Source organism: Desulfacinum hydrothermale DSM 13146, from assembly GCF_900176285.1.
GTDB classification, from domain to species: domain Bacteria; phylum Desulfobacterota; class Syntrophobacteria; order Syntrophobacterales; family DSM-9756; genus Desulfacinum; species Desulfacinum hydrothermale.
In genome coordinates this window covers 427399-448300 of the sequence record NZ_FWXF01000001.1, presented here as the reverse complement: position 1 = coordinate 448300, position 20902 = coordinate 427399, and the positions used below count along the sequence as shown (strand labels likewise).

The 20902-nt window shown below is 59.5% G+C and carries 16 protein-coding genes; 11 read left to right on the top strand and 5 right to left on the bottom strand.

Features of this window, described 5'->3' with window-relative positions; genetic code table 11:
- The 4 genes from B9A12_RS02050 to tsaE all read left to right on the top strand — a co-directional run bounded on the left by B9A12_RS02050 (position 1) and on the right by tsaE (position 3494).
- Positions 1–735, top strand: a complete 735-nt coding sequence (locus B9A12_RS02050) for a pyridoxine 5'-phosphate synthase (RefSeq protein WP_084055870.1) — start codon at positions 1–3, stop codon at positions 733–735.
- Entirely contained in the window at positions 717–1124 is a 408-nt protein-coding gene (acpS, locus tag B9A12_RS02045) for a holo-ACP synthase (RefSeq protein ID WP_084055869.1), read from the top strand. Before B9A12_RS02050 ends, acpS begins: the two co-directional genes overlap by 19 nt.
- 337 nt (positions 1125–1461) lie before the next feature.
- Entirely contained in the window at positions 1462–3018 is a 1557-nt protein-coding gene (locus tag B9A12_RS02040) for an NAD(P)H-hydrate dehydratase (protein WP_084055868.1), read from the top strand.
- Positions 3015–3494, top strand: a complete 480-nt coding sequence (gene tsaE, locus B9A12_RS02035; RefSeq protein WP_084055867.1) for a tRNA (adenosine(37)-N6)-threonylcarbamoyltransferase complex ATPase subunit type 1 TsaE — start codon at positions 3015–3017, stop codon at positions 3492–3494. The genes B9A12_RS02040 and tsaE overlap by 4 nt, the downstream gene beginning before the upstream one ends.
- A gap of 136 nt (positions 3495–3630) precedes the next feature.
- Here the strand turns inward: tsaE and B9A12_RS02030 are convergent, their stop codons facing one another.
- Entirely contained in the window at positions 3631–5127 is a 1497-nt protein-coding gene (locus tag B9A12_RS02030) for a B12-binding domain-containing radical SAM protein (RefSeq protein WP_084055866.1), read from the bottom strand.
- Between the two features lie 283 nt (positions 5128–5410).
- Between B9A12_RS02030 and B9A12_RS02025 the strand changes: the two genes are divergently transcribed.
- The 4 genes from B9A12_RS02025 to B9A12_RS02010 all read left to right on the top strand — a co-directional run bounded on the left by B9A12_RS02025 (position 5411) and on the right by B9A12_RS02010 (position 11482).
- Entirely contained in the window at positions 5411–5968 is a 558-nt protein-coding gene (locus B9A12_RS02025; RefSeq protein WP_245802316.1) for a glycine cleavage system transcriptional repressor, read from the top strand.
- Positions 5969–6042: 74 nt separating this feature from the next.
- Positions 6043–7416, top strand: a complete 1374-nt coding sequence (locus B9A12_RS02020) for a PFL family protein (protein ID WP_084055865.1) — start codon at positions 6043–6045, stop codon at positions 7414–7416.
- 767 nt (positions 7417–8183) lie between these two features.
- Positions 8184–9263 carry a cytochrome c3 family protein gene (locus tag B9A12_RS02015; protein ID WP_084055864.1) on the top strand — a complete coding sequence of 360 codons (1080 nt, stop codon included), beginning with the start codon at positions 8184–8186 and terminating at the stop codon, positions 9261–9263.
- A 512-nt stretch (positions 9264–9775) separates the two neighbouring features.
- On the top strand, positions 9776–11482 hold the full coding sequence (locus B9A12_RS02010; RefSeq protein ID WP_084055863.1) for an FAD-dependent oxidoreductase: 1707 nt from the start codon (positions 9776–9778) through the stop codon (positions 11480–11482).
- Between the two features lie 597 nt (positions 11483–12079).
- Here B9A12_RS02010 and B9A12_RS02000 read toward each other — a convergent pair.
- From B9A12_RS02000 to B9A12_RS17200, 4 genes are all read right to left on the bottom strand, one after another.
- Positions 12080–12643 (bottom strand): GAF domain-containing protein, encoded by a 564-nt coding sequence (locus tag B9A12_RS02000; RefSeq protein ID WP_084055861.1) that lies wholly within the window; start codon positions 12641–12643, stop codon positions 12080–12082.
- Positions 12644–13320: 677 nt separating this feature from the next.
- A complete protein-coding gene (locus tag B9A12_RS17210; RefSeq protein WP_139796440.1) occupies positions 13321–13653 on the bottom strand; it encodes a hypothetical protein in 333 nt (110 codons plus the stop codon).
- Positions 13654–13728: 75 nt separating this feature from the next.
- Positions 13729–14133 carry a transposase gene (locus B9A12_RS17205; protein ID WP_084055859.1) on the bottom strand — a complete coding sequence of 135 codons (405 nt, stop codon included), beginning with the start codon at positions 14131–14133 and terminating at the stop codon, positions 13729–13731.
- Between the two features lie 25 nt (positions 14134–14158).
- Positions 14159–14491: a hypothetical protein gene (locus B9A12_RS17200; RefSeq protein WP_084055858.1), complete on the bottom strand. Its 333-nt coding sequence runs from the start codon at positions 14489–14491 to the stop codon at positions 14159–14161.
- Positions 14492–15334: 843 nt separating this feature from the next.
- On the opposite strand from B9A12_RS17200, the gene B9A12_RS01980 reads away from it, so the two are divergent.
- From B9A12_RS01980 to B9A12_RS01970, 3 genes are read left to right on the top strand one after another with little or no spacing between them, the layout of a single operon-like run.
- Complete coding sequence (locus tag B9A12_RS01980; RefSeq protein ID WP_170920271.1) at positions 15335–17818, top strand: PEP/pyruvate-binding domain-containing protein; 2484 nt, start codon at positions 15335–15337, stop codon at positions 17816–17818.
- A complete protein-coding gene (locus tag B9A12_RS01975) occupies positions 17811–18773 on the top strand; it encodes a phosphate/phosphite/phosphonate ABC transporter substrate-binding protein (RefSeq protein WP_084055856.1) in 963 nt (320 codons plus the stop codon). Before B9A12_RS01980 ends, B9A12_RS01975 begins: the two co-directional genes overlap by 8 nt.
- A gap of 30 nt (positions 18774–18803) precedes the next feature.
- Entirely contained in the window at positions 18804–20900 is a 2097-nt protein-coding gene (locus tag B9A12_RS01970) for an ATP-binding protein (protein ID WP_084055855.1), read from the top strand.
- The last annotated feature ends 2 nt before the right edge of the window (positions 20901–20902 follow it).

Below are 20902 nucleotides of genomic sequence, written 5' to 3'. Positions count from 1 at the left end.
GTGGCACGGGTAGCCATCAATGTGGATCACGTGGCGACGGTAAGACAGGCGAGGCTGGCCCACGAGCCCGATCCTGTGACCGCGGCGGCCTTGGTGGAACTGGCAGGGGCCCACGGTGTGGTGGTGCACCTTCGCGAAGACCGGCGCCACATTCAAGACCGGGATGTGGAGATCCTTCGAAAGACCGTCAAGACGCGCCTCAACCTGGAGATGGCGGCCACTCAGGAGATGGTCCAGTTGGCCTTGCGTATCAAGCCGGACATCGTGACCTTGGTGCCCGAAAAGCGGCAGGAACTGACCACCGAAGGCGGCCTGGACGTGGTCCTCTACGAGGACAACCTGAGGCAAGTGGTCAAGACGCTCCACGACGGGGGTATCCCGGTCAGCCTTTTCATCAACCCGGACTCCAAACAGATCAAGACGGCCCATAAGATCGAGGCGGACTGCGTGGAGATCCACACCGGCCCCTTCGCGGAAGCCACCTCCTACCTGCGCCGGCAGGAGGAATACGAACGGGTGGAAAACGCCACCAAATTGGCCACCAAGCTGGGCCTCGTGGTCCATGCCGGACACGGCGTGGACTACCGCAATATCCTGTGGCTCCGAAACATCCGGGAAATCGAGGAATTCAGCATCGGCCACGCCGTGATCGCCCGCGCCGTGCTGGTGGGTCTGGAAAAGGCCGTTCGGGAAATGATCGCCCTGGTGACCGGATCATGGCAGTCTACGGTATAGGCATCGATCTGGTGCGAGTGGATCGCATCGGCGCCGGCCTGGAACGCTGGGGGACCAAGTTTCTGGATCGCTTGTTCACGCCGGCCGAACAGGATGCCTGTGCGGCCAAGGCCTCGCGGGTGTCGTGCCTGTCCATGCGTTTCGCCGCCAAGGAAGCCTTCGCCAAGGCCTTGGGCACCGGAATCCGAGCTCCGCTCCATTGGCGGGACATGGAGATTCGAAACGACGAAGCCGGCAAACCCACCCTGGTCCTTTCCGAAAGGGCCCGCCGGTTTTTGGAACAACGCGGCGTGCGTTCCTGGCATGTGAGTCTGACCGACGACGGCCTGTACGGGGCAGCGGTGGTGATCTTGGAAGACGTCCCCCCCTCCGCGCCCCATAAACCCTAGTCCGTCCTCCCCGATGGGAACCTGGGAGCACAGTGGGTCCGTCCGGCTTTCCAAGAATGGCAAAGGCAGGGGGTCGGACCATCCGCCCCCTTTGGGCACATTCCCGACAATACGAATCCCGATTTGTGCCGCCCCTTCACCCGGCCCATCGGCCCGATGGAAAGGCTTGCGCGGGTCACGGACCAGAGGAGATCACCATGGGCAAAGGTGCCCACCTCAGCACCAAGCCCATGGGCGAACACCCGGTAGGAACGGGTTCCGAACCCGCCCCTACCTAAGGTATCGACGCTGGCATCGATATGATCGGCACATACGTGTATCGTGAAGGAAGGAGACCATGCTGCTGGCTACTGCCTCGGAAATGGCTGAACTGGATCGAAAGACCATGGAAGAGATCGGCATCCCGGGGATCGTCCTGATGGAAAATGCGGCTCGCGGCGCCGCAGCCTTTTTTGAAACCGTCGTTCCAGACCTCTGCACCCGGCACCTGCTGGTGCTGGCCGGATCGGGAAACAACGCCGGAGACGGTTTCGCCCTGGCCAGAATCTTCCATGGCAAGGGGGCCACCGTGCGGGTGGTGTGCCTGCGTCCCGCCGATCGCCTGAAGGGCGACGCCCTCGTCAACTACAACATCCTTCACCGGCTGGGGATTCCCGTCTATCACTGGGACGAAAAGGAAGACTTCGCTTCCCAGTTCGTCCAGGTGCAGAAGGCCGATGTGATCCTGGACGCCCTTCTGGGAACCGGGCTGCAAAACGAAGTCCGGGGCCTCTATCGGGATGTGATCGAAGGGGTGAATGCCCTGGGCAAGCCGGTTCTTTCCGTGGATGTGCCATCGGGACTGCACGCGGGAACCGGCCGGGTGTTGGGATCCGCCATCCAGGCCACCGCCACCGCCACCTTCGGATGCCTCAAGGTGGGCCACGTGGTGGGCGACGGCCCGGCCAGATCAGGCCGGGTCCAGGTGGTGGACATTGGGATTCCGCCGGCCGTGGTGGCATCCAGCGGCATGGCCAGGTGGCTGCTGGATCGGGACCTGTGCGCCTCCTGGATCGGGCCTCGCCCGCCGGACGCCCATAAGGGCCGAGCGGGGCACTTGTGCGTCCTTTCGGGATCCCCCGGCAAGACGGGAGCGGCAGCCATGGTCTGCCAAGGGGCTCTGCGGGTTGGAGCGGGGCTGGTCACCCTCTTTGTGCCGCGCTCCCTCAATCCCATCATGGAAGTAAAGCTCACGGAAGCCATGACCCTCCCCGTGGCCGAAACGGAATCCCAATGCTTTTCCGTGTCGGCGCGCCAGGACATCCTGGACTTTGTCGCCGATAAAGAAGCTCTGGCAGCGGGGCCCGGCATCTCCCTCCACGAAGAAACCCAGGCCCTTCTGAAAGACTTGGTGGCCGGCAGCACCGTTCCCCTCGTGCTGGACGCGGACGCCCTGACCCTTCTTGCCCGCGATCCCAGCCCCCTTCAGGAGGCGTCGGCACCGGTGATCCTCACACCACACCCGGGCGAAATGGCACGCCTTACCGGCCTTTCGGTCCCGGAAGTCCAGGAGAACCGGCTGCATGTGGCGACGGAATTCAGCCGCACCCACAAGGTCATCGTGGTCCTCAAGGGCCATGGCACCCTGGTGGCGGCCCCCGACGGCCGACTGGCGGTGAACACGACGGGAACCCCCGCCATGGCCAGCGGCGGCATGGGGGATGTGCTCACCGGAATGATCGCCGGTTTTGTTGCCCAGGGCCTGGACCCATTCCGTGCGGCGTGCCTGGGCGTCTATCTCCATGGACTGGCGGCTGAAGAGGCCACCGCCCGGGCCACTTCCCGCGGGCTCATCGCCATGGATCTGTTGCCACGGATCCCGGACTTGATCGGACAATTGGAAAGGCATCCATGAAGGAATGGACCATCACTGCCGACGCCCCTGAAAAGACCCAAGAACTGGGCCGGGCCGTGGGCCAGCGGCTCCAGGCCGGAGACGTGGTGGCTCTATGGGGGGAACTGGGAGCCGGAAAGACCTTTTTGGCCGAAAGCATTGCCCGCGGCCTGGGGGTTCCGGAAGAGATCCCGGTCCCCAGCCCCACCTTCACCATCATCAACGAACACGAGGGGCGGGTCCGCCTGTACCACCTGGATCTGTACCGTATCGGGGACCTGGACGAACTGGAGACACTGCCTTGGCGGGAGGCCCTTTTCGGCAGCGGGGTGGCCGTGGTGGAGTGGCCCGAAAGGCTGGGGCCCCACCTTCCCGAAAAGCGCCTGGACATCCACATCCAGATCCTGGATGTGACCGCTCGAGGCTTTCGGTTCGTCTGCGGTTTTCCGGAAATGGAAGAACGTTTCCGGAATCTGGCCGGCCGGGTCCCGGCTTGAGGGCCGTTGCGGCGCCAAGAACTGGCTTTTTGTGTCCGCCGCTTTCGGTAAACCGCTCGCCGGGGTATCCGAGCTGGAGGTGGGCGGCTTGGGCGCCGCCCGGTTCACCGATACCACCGCTATCCCCAGCCGACTTTCAGGCCTGTTTGCGGGAACCCCTCCAGAATAGCTTTCGGAAATGGTAGCCGTAGACCAGGAAGGTCACCACATCCACCAGGGACCTTCGGTAATGAAGGATCGATTCCTTGATTAGCTTCCAGTAGCAGGCCCTGGATTCCTTGGTATCCCGCACGCCCAGGTACCAGAAGGAACGCAGTAAGGTGATCAGATCGTTCTTTTCCAGAGCCGCCTTGGCCCGGGGCTCATAGCTTTCCAAAAACGCCTTGATCCGTTCGTAGTACATCTGGGGTGAATAGATAGTGTCCATGACCCACCGGTACCCCTCCAGGATCTTTTCCCGGTCCATCCTGGGGATGAAGTTGAGCGTCCCGTCGGTGCAGGTGTTGTCGCCGCTGGCCTTGAAAAGCAGGCGCCCTTCCCGCTCCAGCCTTTTGTAAAGCCGGGTTTCGGGAACCGCCGTCAAAAGCCCGATCATGGCCGTCACCACTCCAGCCGATTGCACAAACTGCACCTGGCGTTGGAAGATGTCCGGAGGATCGTTGTCGAAGCCGATGATGAACCCACCCATCACGGCCAGGCCGTGCTTCTGGATGATGCTCACCGACTCATCCAGACTACGACGCAGGTTCTGAACCTTGCCGCATTCCTGCAGGCTGGCCGCTTCCGGCGTCTCCAGGCCCAGAAACACCTTGTTGAACCCGGCTCGTACCATCAGATCCATGAGCTCGGGATCCTCGGCCAAGTCCACGGAAGCCTCGGTAAAGAAGCTGAACTTGCGCCCCCTGCGTTCCTGCCACCGGATGATTTCTTCCAACACCCCCTTCACCCGGCTCTTGTTGCCGATGAAATTGTCGTCCACAATGAAGACCGATCCGCGCCAGCGGCGACGATAGAGCGCTTCCAGCTCTTCGATCATCTGCTCCGGCGACTTGGTCCTGGGGCGTCGGCCGTTCAACACGACGATGTCGCAGAATTCGCAGTTATAGGGGCAGCCCCGGGAATACTGGATGGCCATGCTGGCATATTGCTTGATCTGGATGAGGTCCCAGTGCGGAATCGGCGTGGTGTCCAGGGGTGGATGGAGATCGGAGCGATAGACTCTCCTGGCCCGTCCGGTTTCCAGATCCGCCGCCACCTGGTCAAGGATCGCCTCCCCTTCGCCGATGACCATGTGATCCACATCGGGGAAATCTTCCGCATAGCCGTAGAAGAGCGGGCCACCGCCCACCACGGGAACGCCCAGGGCCTTGCAGCGGGCCACCACTTTCTGGGTGGACTGGCGTTGAGCGATCATGGCACTCACAAAAACGTAGTCCGCCCATTGGATCTGGTGGTCCTCCAAGGGCTGCACATTCAGGTCCACCAAACGCCGCTCCCAGTGTTGGGGCAGCAGAGCCGACACGGTGAGAAGCCCCAGCGGGGGAAAGGCGGCTTTTCTACGCACCAGCTTGAGGGCATGCTTGAAGCTCCAAAAGGTTTCGGCAACCTGGGGATAGACCATTAGGATCTTCATCTTCGCGTTCCTCCGGTGCATGTGGGATGGGGATCGTTAGGGTGCAAAAGGTCCGCGGCCGCCACGCGGTCGCATTTTATTTACCTAATAGAACATACTGACACCGGTAAAGTCGATTTATAATTGAAGCGGGCCATGAAAGTTGGCATTGACTTGAGGCACGCTGGGAGATAGCGTCGGGATCCTCCAGCCGCGAAGGAACCCCCCTGACCGGTCCCCCGGCCAGGGGGATCGCTTGGAACCGTTTCCAGCAAAAACCTCCAGGGAGGGGAGAAGGTATTCCATGGACTTGAAGAAGGTCGTCATCTGCGTCCTGGGTTCGGACCGGCCGGGCATCGTGGCCTCCATCTCCAAGGTGCTGTACGAAAACCAATGCAACATCGAGGATGTGAGCCAAACCATCTTGCAATCCGTCTTCGCCGGCGTCTTTATCGCCGGGGTGCCCGAGGAGATGCCCTTGGAAGTTCTGAGCCAGCGGTTGCAGGAACGGCTCGGCCCCCTGGGCCTGGCCGCCCTGGTGCGCCCCGTGAGCGCTCAGCAGGCTTACGATCCCCCGCCCAGTGAGCCGTTCGTGGTCATCACCATCGGCCCCGACCGCATGGGCCTGGTGGCTGGGATCACCGAAGTGATGGCACGCTTCGGGGTGAACATCACCAACCTCCGAGCGGCCTTCCGTGGAGGAACGGACCCACAGCGCAACGTCATGATCTACGAAGTGGACATCCCCTTGGCCATCGACCAGAAGGCCTTCCGGAAGGCACTGCGAGAGCGGGCGCAAGCCTTGGACCTGGATCTCAGCCTGCAGCACCGGGACATCTTCCAGGCCATTCATCGCGTTTAGCCGGCGGGCTTCCGGCCGTCCCGCCAAGACCGGCCGCCGACCAAGCATTCACAGAACGGGAGAAGACCGACACCATGCTATCCGATCGAGAGATCCTATCCACGCTGGAGATGCTTCGAAACGAGCACCTGGATGTTCGCACCGTCACCCTGGGCGTGAGCCTCTTCGATTGCGCGGCCCAGGATGTGGGCATCTTCTGTGACGCCGTTCACCGCAAGACCACCTCACTGGCCCAACGGCTGGTGGACACCTGCAACGAAGTGGGGGAAAAATTCGGCATCCCCGTGGTCAACAAGCGCATCGCCGTCAGTCCCATTGCGGTGGCGGCGGCCCCTTTCCAAACCGAAGAAATGATCGCCATAGCCCACACCCTGGACAAGGCCGCCAGGGACACGGGGGTGAATTTCATCGGCGGCTTCAGCGCCTTGGTGGAGAAAGGTTTTACGGGGGGGGACCTCTGCCTCATTGAAGCGATCCCGGAGGCTCTGGCCCAGACGGAGCGGGTGTGCGCCTCCATCAACGTGGCCAGCACCCGCGCGGGCATCAACATGGACGCCGTCTATCTCATGGGGCAAACCCTCAAGGAGGCCGCGGCCAAGACCGCCCACGCCGACGGTATCGCCTGCGCCAAGCTCTGCGTCTTTGCCAACATCCCGCAAGACATCCCCTTCATGGCCGGCGCCTATCTGGGCGTGGGGGAACCGGACGCCGTGATCAACGTGGGGGTGAGTGGTCCCGGCGTGGTGAGAAAGGCCATCGACAGGGCGCGAAAGAACCGGGATTCCCTGGACTTGGGGCAACTGGCCGACATCATCAAGCGCACCGCCTTCAAGGTGACCCGCGTGGGAGAGCTCATCGGGCGCGAGGTGGCCCGAAGGCTGGATGTGCCGTTCGGAGTGGTGGACCTGAGCCTGGCCCCCACACCCAACGTGGGCGACAGTGTGGGAGAGATCTTCCAGAGCCTGGGGCTTGCAAGCATCGGGGTTCCTGGATCCACGGCCTTACTGGCCCTTCTCAACGATGCCGTGAAGAAGGGCGGAGCCTTTGCCAGCAGCTACGTGGGCGGGCTGTCGGGCGCCTTCATTCCCGTAAGCGAAGACCTGAACATCGCCCAGGCCGCCGCCGCGGGCCATCTCAGCCTGGAAAAACTGGAAGCCATGACCAGCGTCTGCTCCGTGGGCCTGGACATGGTGGCCCTTCCCGGAGACGTATCCGCGGAGACCCTGGCGGCCCTCATCGCCGACGAAATGGCCATCGGCGTCATCAACAAGAAGACCACCGCCACGCGGCTGATTCCCGTACCGGGCAAGAAAGCGGGCGACAAGGCCTTTTTCGGAGGGTTGCTGGGCGAAGCCACCATCATGGCGGCTCCCAAAGGCGACCTGTCATCGGGTTTCATCAAGCTGGGAGGACGCATCCCGGCCCCAACCCAAAGCCTGATCAATTAGGAGCTTGTCTGGCAAGGGCCTGTCGGCCTTTTGGGCTTGCTGACCTGTTGAAATTCCTCTGGGCCCTGCGGTGTTTTTTGAGCGCTCAGGCCGGCAGCGCGGGCCGCCTGGTAGCCCCAACCCTCCGTCCGAACAAGAAGGGTGCAACGTGGCCGTTTTCGGACAGGTTCATGGGAGTTGACCCGCGAATAGCTCTTCGGCTCAAGACGCCGGGAAATTTCCATTCCATTCGCAGCCGAGGGGCCTTAGCCCAAGTTTGTCACTTTCTGGCATCACTTATTGTTATCCTTAGACGGTTTTTTTTGGTTCTTCACTACGCATTTTCAATCGATGCTCAGGCGGAATGTGTCAATGAAGACTTGAAACACCCACGGTAAAAAGTTAGAATCTTATAAGGGTGTTTGAGGGCTTGTGGATCCAGGCGGCAGTTGGCAATGCCGGTGGCCTGGGTATCTTGCCTTTGAAACGGCTCGGATTGACCTCGAATGCTTGCGTGAGGACCTGCTGACGTTGCTCCACTATCTGAGGCGCCAACCCGTAATGGAGCGGCTCCGCTGTGACCAAGCCGAGACCCGAGTAACGATGTTCTCGATGGTACCAATTGAAGAAATTCCCGCAAAAGGAGCGGGCATCCTCAATGGGACCGAAACGTCCTGGAAATTACGGACACCGCTTGAGGGTCTTGACATGGGGGTCCACCTTAGTTGTTGACTCAACCACATTGGCATAGAGGGTGTTTGAAACCAAACAAGACAGGAGGGAGTGCCATGATGCGAAGAATGCTACTTGCCGTGCTTTTTCTCTGTGCCGTGGTTCTGTACGCACACGGGCCCGCCGAGGCGGGCGAGGGCCCCTGTCTCACGTCCTTTTTCACCAAGAGTCTCCACTTCAGCGGGAAAGGAATGCGCTACTGGTACGAAGAACCCAACGGATTCATGAGTATCACCGGAATTCCCTACAACCAGCTGGGTTGCAAGAAATGCCATGCCACCAGTTGCGACGCGTGTCACATGACCCAAAAAGGGGAGAAGAAGCGATTTTCCAAGCGAGCCGCCAAATCCATGAACACCTGCATGGCCTGCCATTCGCGCGAGGGGCTGACCTTTAAGCTCGACGGCCGGCACAATCAATTGGATGTGCACGTCGCCGCTGGAATGGTCTGTTCTGACTGCCATTACCGAAGCGACGTTCACGGTGACGGCCGGGAACGCACATCCATGCGCCATCCGAAGGCCGTTCGGGCCACGTGCGAAGAGTGCCACGTTCAGCAGGAAAGAGAGTCCCCGGCCTACGACCCCGACACGCCCAGTCACTCGGCTCACGGCGGCAAATTGGCCTGCGCCGCTTGCCATGTCACGAACACCATGTCGTGTTATAATTGCCATTTCGGAGCATTTTTGAAAACTGGACAAAAGAAGGGGAACTTCCTGCCTGAGAAATCCTGGATGCTTCTCATCAACTACAACGGGCAGGTCACCTCCGGAAACGTCATGTCTCTGGTCTACAAGAATCGGCCGTTTGTCGCTTATGTTCCCTATTTCACCCATTCCATTTCCGCTCAAGGGCGTCGCTGTGACGACTGCCACGGCAATGCCGCCGTTCAAAGGATGGTGAAGGGTGAAAAGGTCCCCGTCATGCGCTTCGAAAACGGCACACTGATCCCGTGGCAAGGTGTTGTACCTACGATACCGAACAAACTGGACTGGGTTTACTTGGACAAAACGCCCCAAGGCTGGAGGCCGCTCCAGGACGCCCAACCCGCGAAGATTCAATTTGCCGCCTACGGCCAGCCAATGACCGAAAAGCAGCTGGAGGCCCTGGCTCAAAAGCCCCAAGCCAAGCAATAGCCCACCGGTTCCCAGCCACATAGGATGCACAACACACCTTAGCCGCAAAACCCCGGGGGCATTTTGCCCCCCAGGGTTCCATTCATCTCCCCGCCTTACCCCGCCATCCCAGCGTCATTCGTCGCCCGCCACCGTCCATTCTTCGCCAGCCTCCCCGTGCCGTGCGGCCTATCGCCACCACGGCATCCATGGGCTTTTTGGGACATTCCATGCAGGGAGATTTCGCCCCCATGTGGGCTGTGCCTCTGGCCTCTGTCACAGTGCCCGGCGGCATCCTGGGGGGCAAGTGAACCCTTAAAACCAAACCGAAAAAGTTGAAACCTCTCTTTGCCTATACCACGCTGGCCGCAGCGATTTTTATCCTTATCAACACCTTTTACAGCCACCCTCCGCCCTGAGACGTGCTCCACCGCCGAAGACTTTGTTTTCGGGTATATTTTTTGTATACTCCCAGCGTGACGAACGCGGTTGTTTAGATCGCGACAATTCCCGTGCGATAAAAGGAGGCTGGAATGGATTCTCGATTGAAAGTGGTGGTGATTGGGGGTGTGGCTTGTGGTCCCAAGGCAGCCAGCCGCTTGAAGCGGCTTCTGCCCGATGCAGACATCACCATGGTGGAAAGAGAGGACGTGGTGTCCTACGGAGCGTGCGGCCTTCCGTATTACGTGGAAGGCATGTTTCCCGATGTGCGGATGCTCACCGAAACACCGGTGGGGGTTTCCAGAACGCCTGTATTCTTTGAAAAAGCCAAGGGTTTTCGGGTGCTTGTGCGAACCGAGGCGGTCTCCATTGACAGAGAGGCCAGGACGGTGAAGGTGCGGAACCTGGACAACGGGAAAGAAGACGAGCTTGCCTACGACAAGCTGATCATTGCCACGGGCGCTTCACCGTTTCGCCCCCCCATCCCTGGATTGGAACTGGACAATGTGTGGTTCATGAAGCGTCTGGAAGACGCCACCGGCATGGTGGACAACATTGAGGCGCAGGGCCTGCGGCGTGCCGTCTTGGTGGGCGCAGGCCTCATCGGCCTGGAAGTGGCCGAAGCGCTCCGGGTGCGCGGTCTGGACGTCACCATCGTGGAGATGTTCGATCAGATCATGCCCCAGGTCCTAGACCGGGAGATGGCGGCCTTGGCCGCCAAACATCTGGAATCCAACGGCATCCGACTCGTGTTGGGTGAACGGGTGACGGCCGTGGAAGGTAACGGCAAGGTGGAAGCCGTTCGAACCAACCAACAGGTCCTGCCCGCAGATCTGGTCCTGGTGGCCGTGGGGGTTCGGCCCAACGACCGGCTGGCACGAGAAGCGGGTTTGGATTGCGACCCTCGGGGCGGCATACGCATCAACGCCTATTGTCAGACATCGGATCCCCACATTTATGCCGGGGGCGACTGTGTGGTGAATGACTACGTACACCCCATTACGGGCGCTACGATCTACGTACCGTTGGGCTCTACGGCCAACAAACACGGCCGGGTCATCGCCAACCACATCGCAGGACTGACCTCCCCGTTCCTCGGCGTGAGCGGCACCAGCATCTGCAAGGTCTTCGGCTACACCATGGGCCGTACGGGCCTCACCGAAAAGCAGGCCAGGGAGCTCAATCTGGACTGCGAGACGGTTCTTTGGTCGGGTCCGGATCGGCCCCATTACATGGAAGGCAGCCAGCCCATCGTCATCAAGCTCATCGCCTCCAAACGCTACCGCCGCCTTCTGGGGGCCCAGGTGGTGGGCCTGGGCGATGGCGCCAAGCGTCTCGATGTGGCGGCCAGTGCCATCCTCTTTGAGGCCACCCTGGATCACCTGGAATATGTGGACTTGGCCTACGCGCCGCCGTTTTCCCCACCCATCGATCCCATCGTCACGGCGGCCCACGTCCTTTTGAACAAGCTGAACGGCTTGGCCAACGGCATCTCGCCCTTGGAGGCCAGGAAAAGGATGGAGGAACAAAAGGATCTCATCCTCCTGGATGTGCGCACGCCGCAAGAATTCGAAGCGGTCCGTTTGCCGGATGAACGCGTCGTTCATATCCCTCTGGGAGCCCTGCGCGAGCGCTGGCAGGAACTGCCCAAGGACAAGGACATTCTGGCCTTTTGCAAAGTGAGCATGCGCGGCTATGAAGCGCAGCGCATCCTCAACGCTCACGGCTACGACCGGGTCTGCTTTATCGAAGGCGGCTTGCTTGCATGGCCTTTTGAGCTGTGGACACCCGGCACCTGACTCTTGCAAGAATGTTTTCTTTTCCAGTAGTTGAAGCGCCAGTTGCGATGCGTTGAGCATCGCCACTGGCGCTTCAACGCAAATAGCCCTGTATTGGCGTGGGCTTTCCGCTCCCGGAAGTTAGACTCATAGCCGGCATCATGGGAGCCATGACAATCCCTATTCGCAAGCCCAGTTCAAGACCCTCAAGCACTGTCCGCAATTTCCAAGACCTTTCAGTTCCATCGAGAATGCCCGCTCCTTTTGCCGAAATTTTTTCAATGGGCACCATGGAGAACATCGTCACTCGGGTCTCGGGCTGGTCACACCGGACCATTGCCATTACGGGTTGGCGCCTCAGGTAATGGAGCATCGTCAGCAGGTCATCACGCAAACATTCGAGGCCAATCCGAGCCGTTTCAAAGGCAAGATACCCAGACCTCCGGCATTGCCGACTGCCGCATGGATCATCAAGCCGTCGAGTGATGCCGCATGAGTCTAGCTTTTTGCCGGAGGTGTCTCGTTTTCATTGACACATTCCGTGGCAACGCTCGGTTCTGCTCGAGATGCGCGACCTTTCTCAGGCACTGAACTGACCGCGGGTCCCACGTACGATGTTCAGGATCCGGACTTGAGGGCCTTCGGATCTCTCAGCGTCTTGAGGATTTCGATGCTGTCCTTCAATCCCTTATATTGTCTGCCCATCTCGATGGCCATACCGGTAATCGTGGCCATCGCCTGCACGAAATTCACATCGTTCAGGGTAAATTCCCAGGGCTCGGCGGTGTAAACCCGCAAGGCCCCGATGGGACGACCAGCCGTCACGATCGGTACCGAGAGAATCGATGCAATTCCTTCCTTTTGCGCCTCCTTGGGGTACTGAATCCGCGGGTCATCAGCCACATCGTAAATGGCTATCGGTCCGTCATTCAGAGACCGGGTTATGGAGCGCAAGGCGCTCACCGGGCCTTTGTGCAGATATTCTTCGCTCAGGCCAAACGATGCAGCGAGTTCCAGTTCATTGGTGTTGCGATTGATCAGGAACACCGCACATCCCTTGACTTCCAGAGCCCTGGTTATGCTCTCGGCTGTCATCAACACGACTTCTTCCGGGTCTCTGGAATGGGAGATGGACTGGGTAACCCTGAGCAAGGTATCGTAACTGAGAAGCTGCTTTTTCATGGTTGCGCCCCCTTTCTGGGTAAGGACTGAGAAAAAATCAATAGCCGGTGCAATCCAGACTTCAATACCCCGGCCGCTCCATGGCAATTCCTTTCATTGGCCGAAAAATCTTCCCATGCTGAAGGAACCTTGCCACAGCACCTGTGAGGAGATTTCGTCGCTACCGGTTGGTGCTCCGACCAAGCCAAGCCACTGGAACCAGTGAGAAGCGAAGAATCGCGAGTAGGAGATCGCCCGGGAACCGGTTGGATCTGCCTTCCGGACGAAGCCGCGCACAGGCGTGAGGAAGGATCGTTAAGAAGAACCTGAATCCGTGGCACACTGCATGCCGTATGCCCACCGCTGGGCTGGATCGTTAAGGGCTTCACTCCTCGCTTGCGTATCGGACCCTTTCCTAGCCTGGTGCCGCCCGATTTTATGGCTTTAGGACATTAAAGGACAGAGATCTCCCCTGTTTCTTGATACCCCCTCAGCTCTGTCCGGCTTTTCCCACGTGAAGCCCGTTTCGTCTCATCAGCCCGCGGCGGGTCCCGCTCGTAGGCAACGCTCGAGTTTCTCCCACAAATCGACAAAAGGATTGAGCCGGCCGAAGCAAATGAACCATTGCCTGCCCGCACGGATCAGACGACCGGCCATATAGATCAAGTCCTGCATAATGGTCCTCACCCTGCGCCGCTTCACCCCCCTTTTGGCGTGGCAACGGCAATCCTTCGACGCCATCGCTCACAACCAGGCTCTCCCGACCGATGAAGGATCAGTTCATTGGCGGCAAATTTGCCGCTGGCAAGACGCTCAAGGTCCAGATCGGTTTTGATCTCCGGGTGAAGCTGCTCGCTGGTACCATGGTCATGGTACAAATCAATCACCTCTTGAGCTTCCAGATCTTTCAGGCTGACCCAATAGGTGTCCACTTCAATTTCCGGAATCGCCAGCAGTTGCCCTTTGACCATGGTGCGCTCGGTAACCTCGAAGACGATCTCATGGGGCAACTTGCGACCGTCGATGCCCATATCCGTCTTGCCGATCCAGGTTCTTTTCCCTTGGCGACAAGATCTTTCCTGCCCGCAAGCCTTGGCCAACGCGAGTCACGCCCAGGGCTTCTCCTTGCGCAGGTTGCGCTTGATGATGAACTCCACGTTGTTGAATTCGTCATCCGGGAAATTGTCCCGACTATCGTTACCCGAATCCAGGCGCATCAAGATCCTCTCGTTTGTGATCGAACGAACAGAGCGCAGGGTCTGCCTGATGAATTCTGGGGTGCCCTTCTGACAATGTTGGCTGCCTTCTCGCAGCTCCAGATTGACCAGGTAGCCTTCTTGGCCGAGATAGGCAAAGATCGCCGCATAGCCGTCGCAACCTTTGTAGGTCCTGGACACTCCTTGCTGATGGGTCGTCGAATTGTCCAGGGGGCTCACATCAATGTCGAGCGGAACAAGGCAACCTGCACTGGTGGACACGGGCGTGATTGACGGCGCCTTTCGCCGAACCAAGGACGCCGATTCCTCTTTAAGCAAATCAAGGGTCGGCTGCTCCGCCAACAGTTCCAATCTCTGGCGCTAGGGTAGTACTTGAGGGACAATCCGAAATCCCCAGGGCATTGTTGAAGAACCCTGGATTGCTCCGAAAGGACTCAATGGCGTCATAGTGGGGCTTTCCGACGCTGATCAGACCTGCCATGGCAAAGGCGATATCCGCGTGGGTGAACTTACGCTGGTCGCAGTAGATATCGGTTTGCGCCGGGCGCTGCTTCAGCTCGGTGGCCTCCAACAGATCACCAACCAAAACCAATCCACTGTGACTAACAAGGGATTCCTTGCCGTGCTTTACCTTGATTGGGGACCGCGCCATTGCATCACCTCATGAGTGAGTTAACAAGGACCCTATTTAGCCACGTTTTCCCTGACATATCCTGCATTTATTTAGACGCAGGCATTTTTACTGCCCCGGATTCAGGAAGAAATTGGCCGGGAATCACCGGTGCAAACAGGCCCACCCATGCCTACACGTCTTCCTTGTCAATCTCTTCCCACACAATAATTAGAATCCGTTCTTCATCCGGGGTCAATCAAGGCAGCAAAAAAACAACTGCCAAGCCACCCCGCCCTCTGGGTCTCATTTGCGGTCCCCGACCCGAAGGCCTGCTCAGAGCTTGTCTGACAATGGCCTCTTGGCCTTTCTGACAAATGCAATTCAACTGTGCCCTGTGAGGTTTCTTGAGCTTTGTAGCCACGGGTTCGGCCGCCCCTACGGCGGGCCTGGCCAGGCCGACCGCACGGGCCCACAGGGAGCAATCTGGGCGGTCTCGGACAAGCTCCTCAGAGGATATCTTCGAGGCTGAGCCTCCCCGAGGCTCAGAACAAGGAACGGGATCTTGGGGCTCGTCAGGAAACAACCTGTCCCGAAACCGATGGCAATGCATTGTGACCGATCTCCCGCTCCCGCCAACGGCGCAATGATTATCGGACGAGCCCTTAGCGGAACAGCGCTGACAAGGCCACTGCATCGGAACACTCCAATTCTGTCGACGCGGGCACGGATTGTGCCTATAATTCATAAAGATCAGGTCTATCGTGATCCGCCCGAAGAAATGGGGGGTAAGATTTCATGTGGTTCCATCGGTTGGTTGGCCACTGGGCCCGGCAGATCTTCTCACCAAGTACGCAACTAAAGAAAAAGTATGAAGCGTTTAAAATGTTGCTGAGCCACGACAAGGCGAGCCACGACCTGATCGCTCAACTGGAAGACATCTACTACAACCACCGCAAGGTGGACTTGAAGGCCCTTGAACATATCTACGACCGGCTCTCGGAGCATGTGGGATCGATCATCGACTGTCTCGATCGGATCTGCCCCGCTCGCTATCAGCATCTCAATCTCTACTTCAAGAAACTCGATTCCTATGCGCGCCATTTACACAACGCAGCGCCAGCCGAACAGGGCCCACCCTGGATCGTGGCCCTGGATGAAATCGGAGATCAACATCGGGAGCTGGTCGGAGGCAAGGCTTACCAGCTGGCTCGCGCCGTATCGGAACTGGAGATTCCGGCGCCGCCCGGGTTTGTGGTTACCACCAACGCCTTCCGCGCTTACTTGGTTCACAATGGCCTGCACGAAGAGATCGACCGCCGGCTGGCTCGCCTGGATATGGACGATCGGGCGACTCTGAAAGAGACCGCGGAACATCTGACGGCGAGGATCCTGGCGGGGACCTTGCCCGAAGAGGTGGAGCGGGCGCTGCTCGGAACTTTCCGGGAACTGCAGTCGAAAGCCCGGGAGCCGTTCGAGGTGGCGGTGAGAAGCAGTGCCATGGCCGAGGATTCCGAACTTTCCTTTGCCGGCCAATACCGCACCGTACTCAATGTAAGCGAAAGCAGCCTGGTCGATGCCTACAAGCAGGTGATCGCCAGCAAGTATTCCGAGCGGGCTCTGCTTTATCGAATCCGTTGCGGACTGGGCGACGACGAAACCGCCATGGCCGCGCTGGTGCTCAAGATGGTGAAGGCTCGATCGAGCGGTGTGATTTACACTCGAAACCTGGAACAAGCGACGTCCGAAACGCTTTCCATTCATGCAGTCCGGGGGCTGGGAGAGATATTGGTGGCCGGCCGGGTGAGTCCGGATGTCCTGGTGATGAGTCGGGACCCGGAACCGAGGCTGGTGGACATCCGCCTGGGCGGTCAGGATCGGGAGATGGTGGCGGACCCACAAGGCGGAACCCGGACAGTGGCCCCGCCCCGCGACCGACTTTCCTCGCCCTGTATCGATGAAGCAGAAGCCGTCCAATTAGCCCAGTGGGGCCTCAAACTGGAAGGGTTCTACGGTGGCCCCCTGGATATCGAGTGGTGTCTGGACCAAGACGGCCAACCGATGCTGCTACAGGTACGACCGTTGCGACTGGAACCGGAAGCCCGTGAGCTTCCGGTCTGTCGTTTGGAAGATATCCCCAACCGGGTTCTCTTCACCGGGGGCGAGTGTGCTTCGGGAGGCCTCGCCGTGGGCCCCGTCTTCAGGCTCGAACGGGAATCGGATATCGATCGGGTCCCGGAGGGCGCGATCCTGGTCACGCGCCACACCTCGCCCCATTACGTGCAGGTCATGGAACAGGTGGCCGGAGTGGTGACGCAAGTGGGCAGTCCGGCCGGTCATTTCGCTTCGGTGGCCCGTGAGTTTCGAATCCCGGTACTGGTGAACACCGGCGATGCCGCGGCGGCACTTCCCAACGGAGCGCAAGTCACTCTGGCAGCCGACCAGCGGACGATCTTTGCCGGCCGGGTGAGCGAATTGCAGGAACAAGTCTGTTCTCGCCAGGACCCCATCGATGACAGCCCGTACCTGCGTAAGCTCCGTTACCTGGTGAACTTCGTTTCGCCGCTCAATTTGACAGACCCGCTGTCGCCTGCTTTTGCACCCGGCCAATGCCGTTCGCTCCATGACATTCTGAGATTCTGCCATGAGAAGGCGGTGCAAGAGATGTTCGCCACCGGAAATCGACGATTTGCCGGCAAGCGAGGGGCCTACCGGCTGGTGTCTTCGGTGCCGATGCTCTGTTACGTACTGGACGTGGGCAACGGCATGGAACCGACTCCGGGCAAGGCACGCGGGGTTCCGGTGGAAAATATCTTCAGCATACCGTTTCGAGCTCTTTGGCAGGGCTTGACCCATCCCGATATCCATTGGTCCCACGTCTCCCATTTCAACTGGGCGGACTATGACCGGATCGTCATGAGCGGCGGCATCATCAGTGCCGATTCCGCCCAGTTTGCAAGCTATGCCGTCGTTTCCCGGGATTACCTGAACCTGAACCTCAAATTCGGCTACCATTTCGTGATCCTCGACTCTCTGTGCGGAGAAAGTGTAAAGGACAATTACATCCTGTTTCGGTTCACCGGAGGCGGTGCCGATTTCTATCAGAGGTCCTTGCGAGCCGAATTTCTGCGGCGGGTGTTGGACCATTTCCAGTTCCGGGTGACGGTCACAGGAGATCTGATCGATGCCCAATATCAAGGTGCCGAAGCCGCTGCCATCGAGGAAAAGCTCGAAAAGCTGGGCCGGCTCCTGGGGGCAACCCGGTTGTTGGACATGCGCCTCAAGGACGCTTCCATGGTGGCCGGTTGCGTGGACGAATTCATGCAAGGCCGCTACGATTTCTCCCTGGAGGATCCGGCAGATGATTGAGATCGCCCTGCGAAAAATCGGCAGCAAAGAGATTGCAGCGGGCGTCATTGCCTTGCTGCTGGTTGTGCTGGGGCTCGGAGGGTGCGGGCCGGACGAAGAAGCCACCTGGGTGGACATGGAAAAACGGGTGGAGATTTCCTACGGAAAATCGGAACACGCCATCACCTACGCCTATCTGCCCCAATACGCACACCGGGTGTCGTACCAGAGGCATCGCCTGCTGGTGGAATACCTGCGCAAGAAAACAGGACTCCCGGTGCGCCAGATCTTTCCCAACACCTTCGACGAGCACGTGAAGATGGTGGGGCAGGGGCAGATCGACATCTCCTTTTCCAACCCGTTCATCTACGTGAAACTGGCCCGTCAGTTCGGGGCGCAAGCCATTGCACGCAGCGTGGAGAAAAACGGCCAGAAGGATTTTCGCGGTCGGATCATCTGCCGGGCCGACAATCGCCACATTCGATCCATTGAAGATTGCCGGGGAAAACGATGGATTGCCGTGGACCCGTCATCGGCCGGCGGCTACCTGTACCCGCTGGGATTCTTTGTCGACCATGGCCTGGGGCCGAACGATTTCGCGGAAATCGCCTTCGCCCCCGGTTCCGCCGGTAAGCAGGAAAAGGTGGTGCTGGCGGTTTTTTTCGGACGCTACGACATCGGTTCCATACGCGAAGGCACCCTGGATGTGGTGGCCGACAAGATCGATCGCCGGCTGATCCGCGTACTGGCCGACACCCCCTGGTATCCCGGTTGGGTCTACGCGGTTCGCCGCGGGCTGCCACCGAAGACGGTCGCACGCATTCGCCAGGCTTTGATCGATCTCGACCCCGATCGCCCGGAAGACCGACGGATACTGGAAGCGGCCAACTTCCAGCGCATCATCCCCTCCGATGATTCCGAGTTCGATGCCGTACGTCGATTGGCCACGCGACTCAAAATGGATTTGAACCATTGATGGACTTGGGCCGTTGAGACGGGGAAACAGATGATCCGACGAATGCGATTCCGTACCAAGATCTATTGCAGCATCATCGCCCTGCTGCTTTTGTTCGGTGTGTCCCTGGCGGTGGTCATCAGCCGGATCGCCACCCGCAGCCTGCTGGAAGAAAACAAAAAGCGGGGCGCTGTGAGCGCCCTCAACCTGGCGGCCCGGGTAACCGAACCGATGCTCGGCCGCGATTTCCTCACCATGAAAAACCTGGTGGACGAACTGACCCGCTCCAGCCCCGACGTCTCCTACGGGTTCGTGCTGGATCGGGCAGGGGTTCCTCTGGTGCATACCTTCCAGGGAGGATTCCCTGTGGCCCTGGCGCATGCCAACGAGGTGGCCGATGATGAGTCGTTTCGAGTGCGGCTGTTGACCGATGGGTCCAGCCGGTTCTACGATATCGCCGCCCCTGTGCTGGTGAGCGGCGATCGGTTGGGGACCGTTCGGATCGGCATGTCCCGGGAAAAGGTATCGGCGACACTCAATGAGTTGCTGGGGGCAATTCTGCTCACCACCGCTTTGGGCGTGGGGATCGCGGCCCTGGTGGGAACCGGCCTGGCGCGCACGGTGACCCGGCGAGTGGCCCTGTTGCGCCGGTCTGCGGAAGAAATCATCAAAGGCAACCTGGATGTGGCGACGGCGCCTCGTCCCGCCCACATGTGCTGGGAACTGATGGACTGCGATCGCTCCGAGTGTCCCGCCCATGGCGACGAACGGCGGCGCTGCTGGTACCTGGCCGGCACCCTTTGCCCCCTGTGTGTGGAAGGCGAATATGCCAAAAAAATCGAAAGTTGCCGCAAATGCAAAGTGTTCCAGACCAATTCCGGCGACGAACTGCAGGACCTGGCCGAATATTTCGATGTGATGGCTCTCGCCCTGGGCGATCGCATGCGTGCCCTGGAAGCCGCCGAACAGCGACTCGGTCGGCAGCAGCAGGTGTTTCGAACCATCCTCGAGGTGACTCCGGATATCGTCTGCCTGCAGGACCGCGAGTCCCGTTACCAGGCCGTGAGCAAAGCCTTCTGCCGCTTCTTTGGAAAACAGGAAGAAGAGATCTTGGGGCGGACGGATTTCGATCTGTTCCACTCGCAGGCAGCCCGGAAGAATCGCGAGGAGGATCTTCTGGTCATGCAGGAGGCGCGGCCGTTGCAGATGGAAAAACGAGTCACGGGAGCGCAAGAGCAACGCTGGTTTCACGTGGTCAAGACCCCGGTCTTTGATGAGCAGCGAAACGTCATCGGGGTGCTTTGCAACGAACGGGACATCACCGATTTCAAGGAATTGCAGGAACGGATCGCCGAATCCCAGAAACTGGAATCCATCGGCCAACTGGCGGCCGGGATCGCCCACGAAATCAATACACCCCTTGGCATCATCTTGGGCTATGTGCAGTTGATGCTGGAAGACTTCCCGGAAGATTCCCGGGAACACCAGGATCTGCGCCTGATGGAAAAGCATTGCCGGGTGTGCCGCAAGATTGTGGCCGACTTGCTGCGATTTTCCAGACACACCGAGAGCATCAAGGAACCGCTCGACTTGAACGAGGTTCTGGCTCAAGTTCTGGCCCTGGTGGAACACAGCTTTTCCCTAGATCGCGTGCTGCTGGAGCGGGACTTCGCCGATTCCCTGCCGCTGGTCCATGGCGATCGGGAAAAGTTGGAGCAGGTGTTCATGAATCTTTTGAACAACGCCTACCAGGCGATCGGCTCCAATGGCCGGATTCGGGTCACAACCGATAGCGGCAACGGGCAGGTGCGGGTCATCATTGCCGACGACGGCCCGGGAATCCCCCCCGAGATCCGCGGCCGCATCTTCGATCCCTTTTTCACCACCAAGGGGATCGGTCAAGGCACCGGCCTCGGTCTTTCGGTTACCTTCGGGATTGTCAAGGATCATGGCGGCACGATCGAAGTGGAAACTCTCCACGAATCGGAACTGGAAGAGGCGCGCGCGGCAACAGCAGGAAACGGACAGAAATCGACGGGTGCCACCTTCATCTGCAGATTTCCCATCCATTCGGCTGCGCCACCCGATGACACTGCCGTCCCCCATCCCGCCCAATCGAATCGGGTCCGGGATAAATCACCGCAATGAAG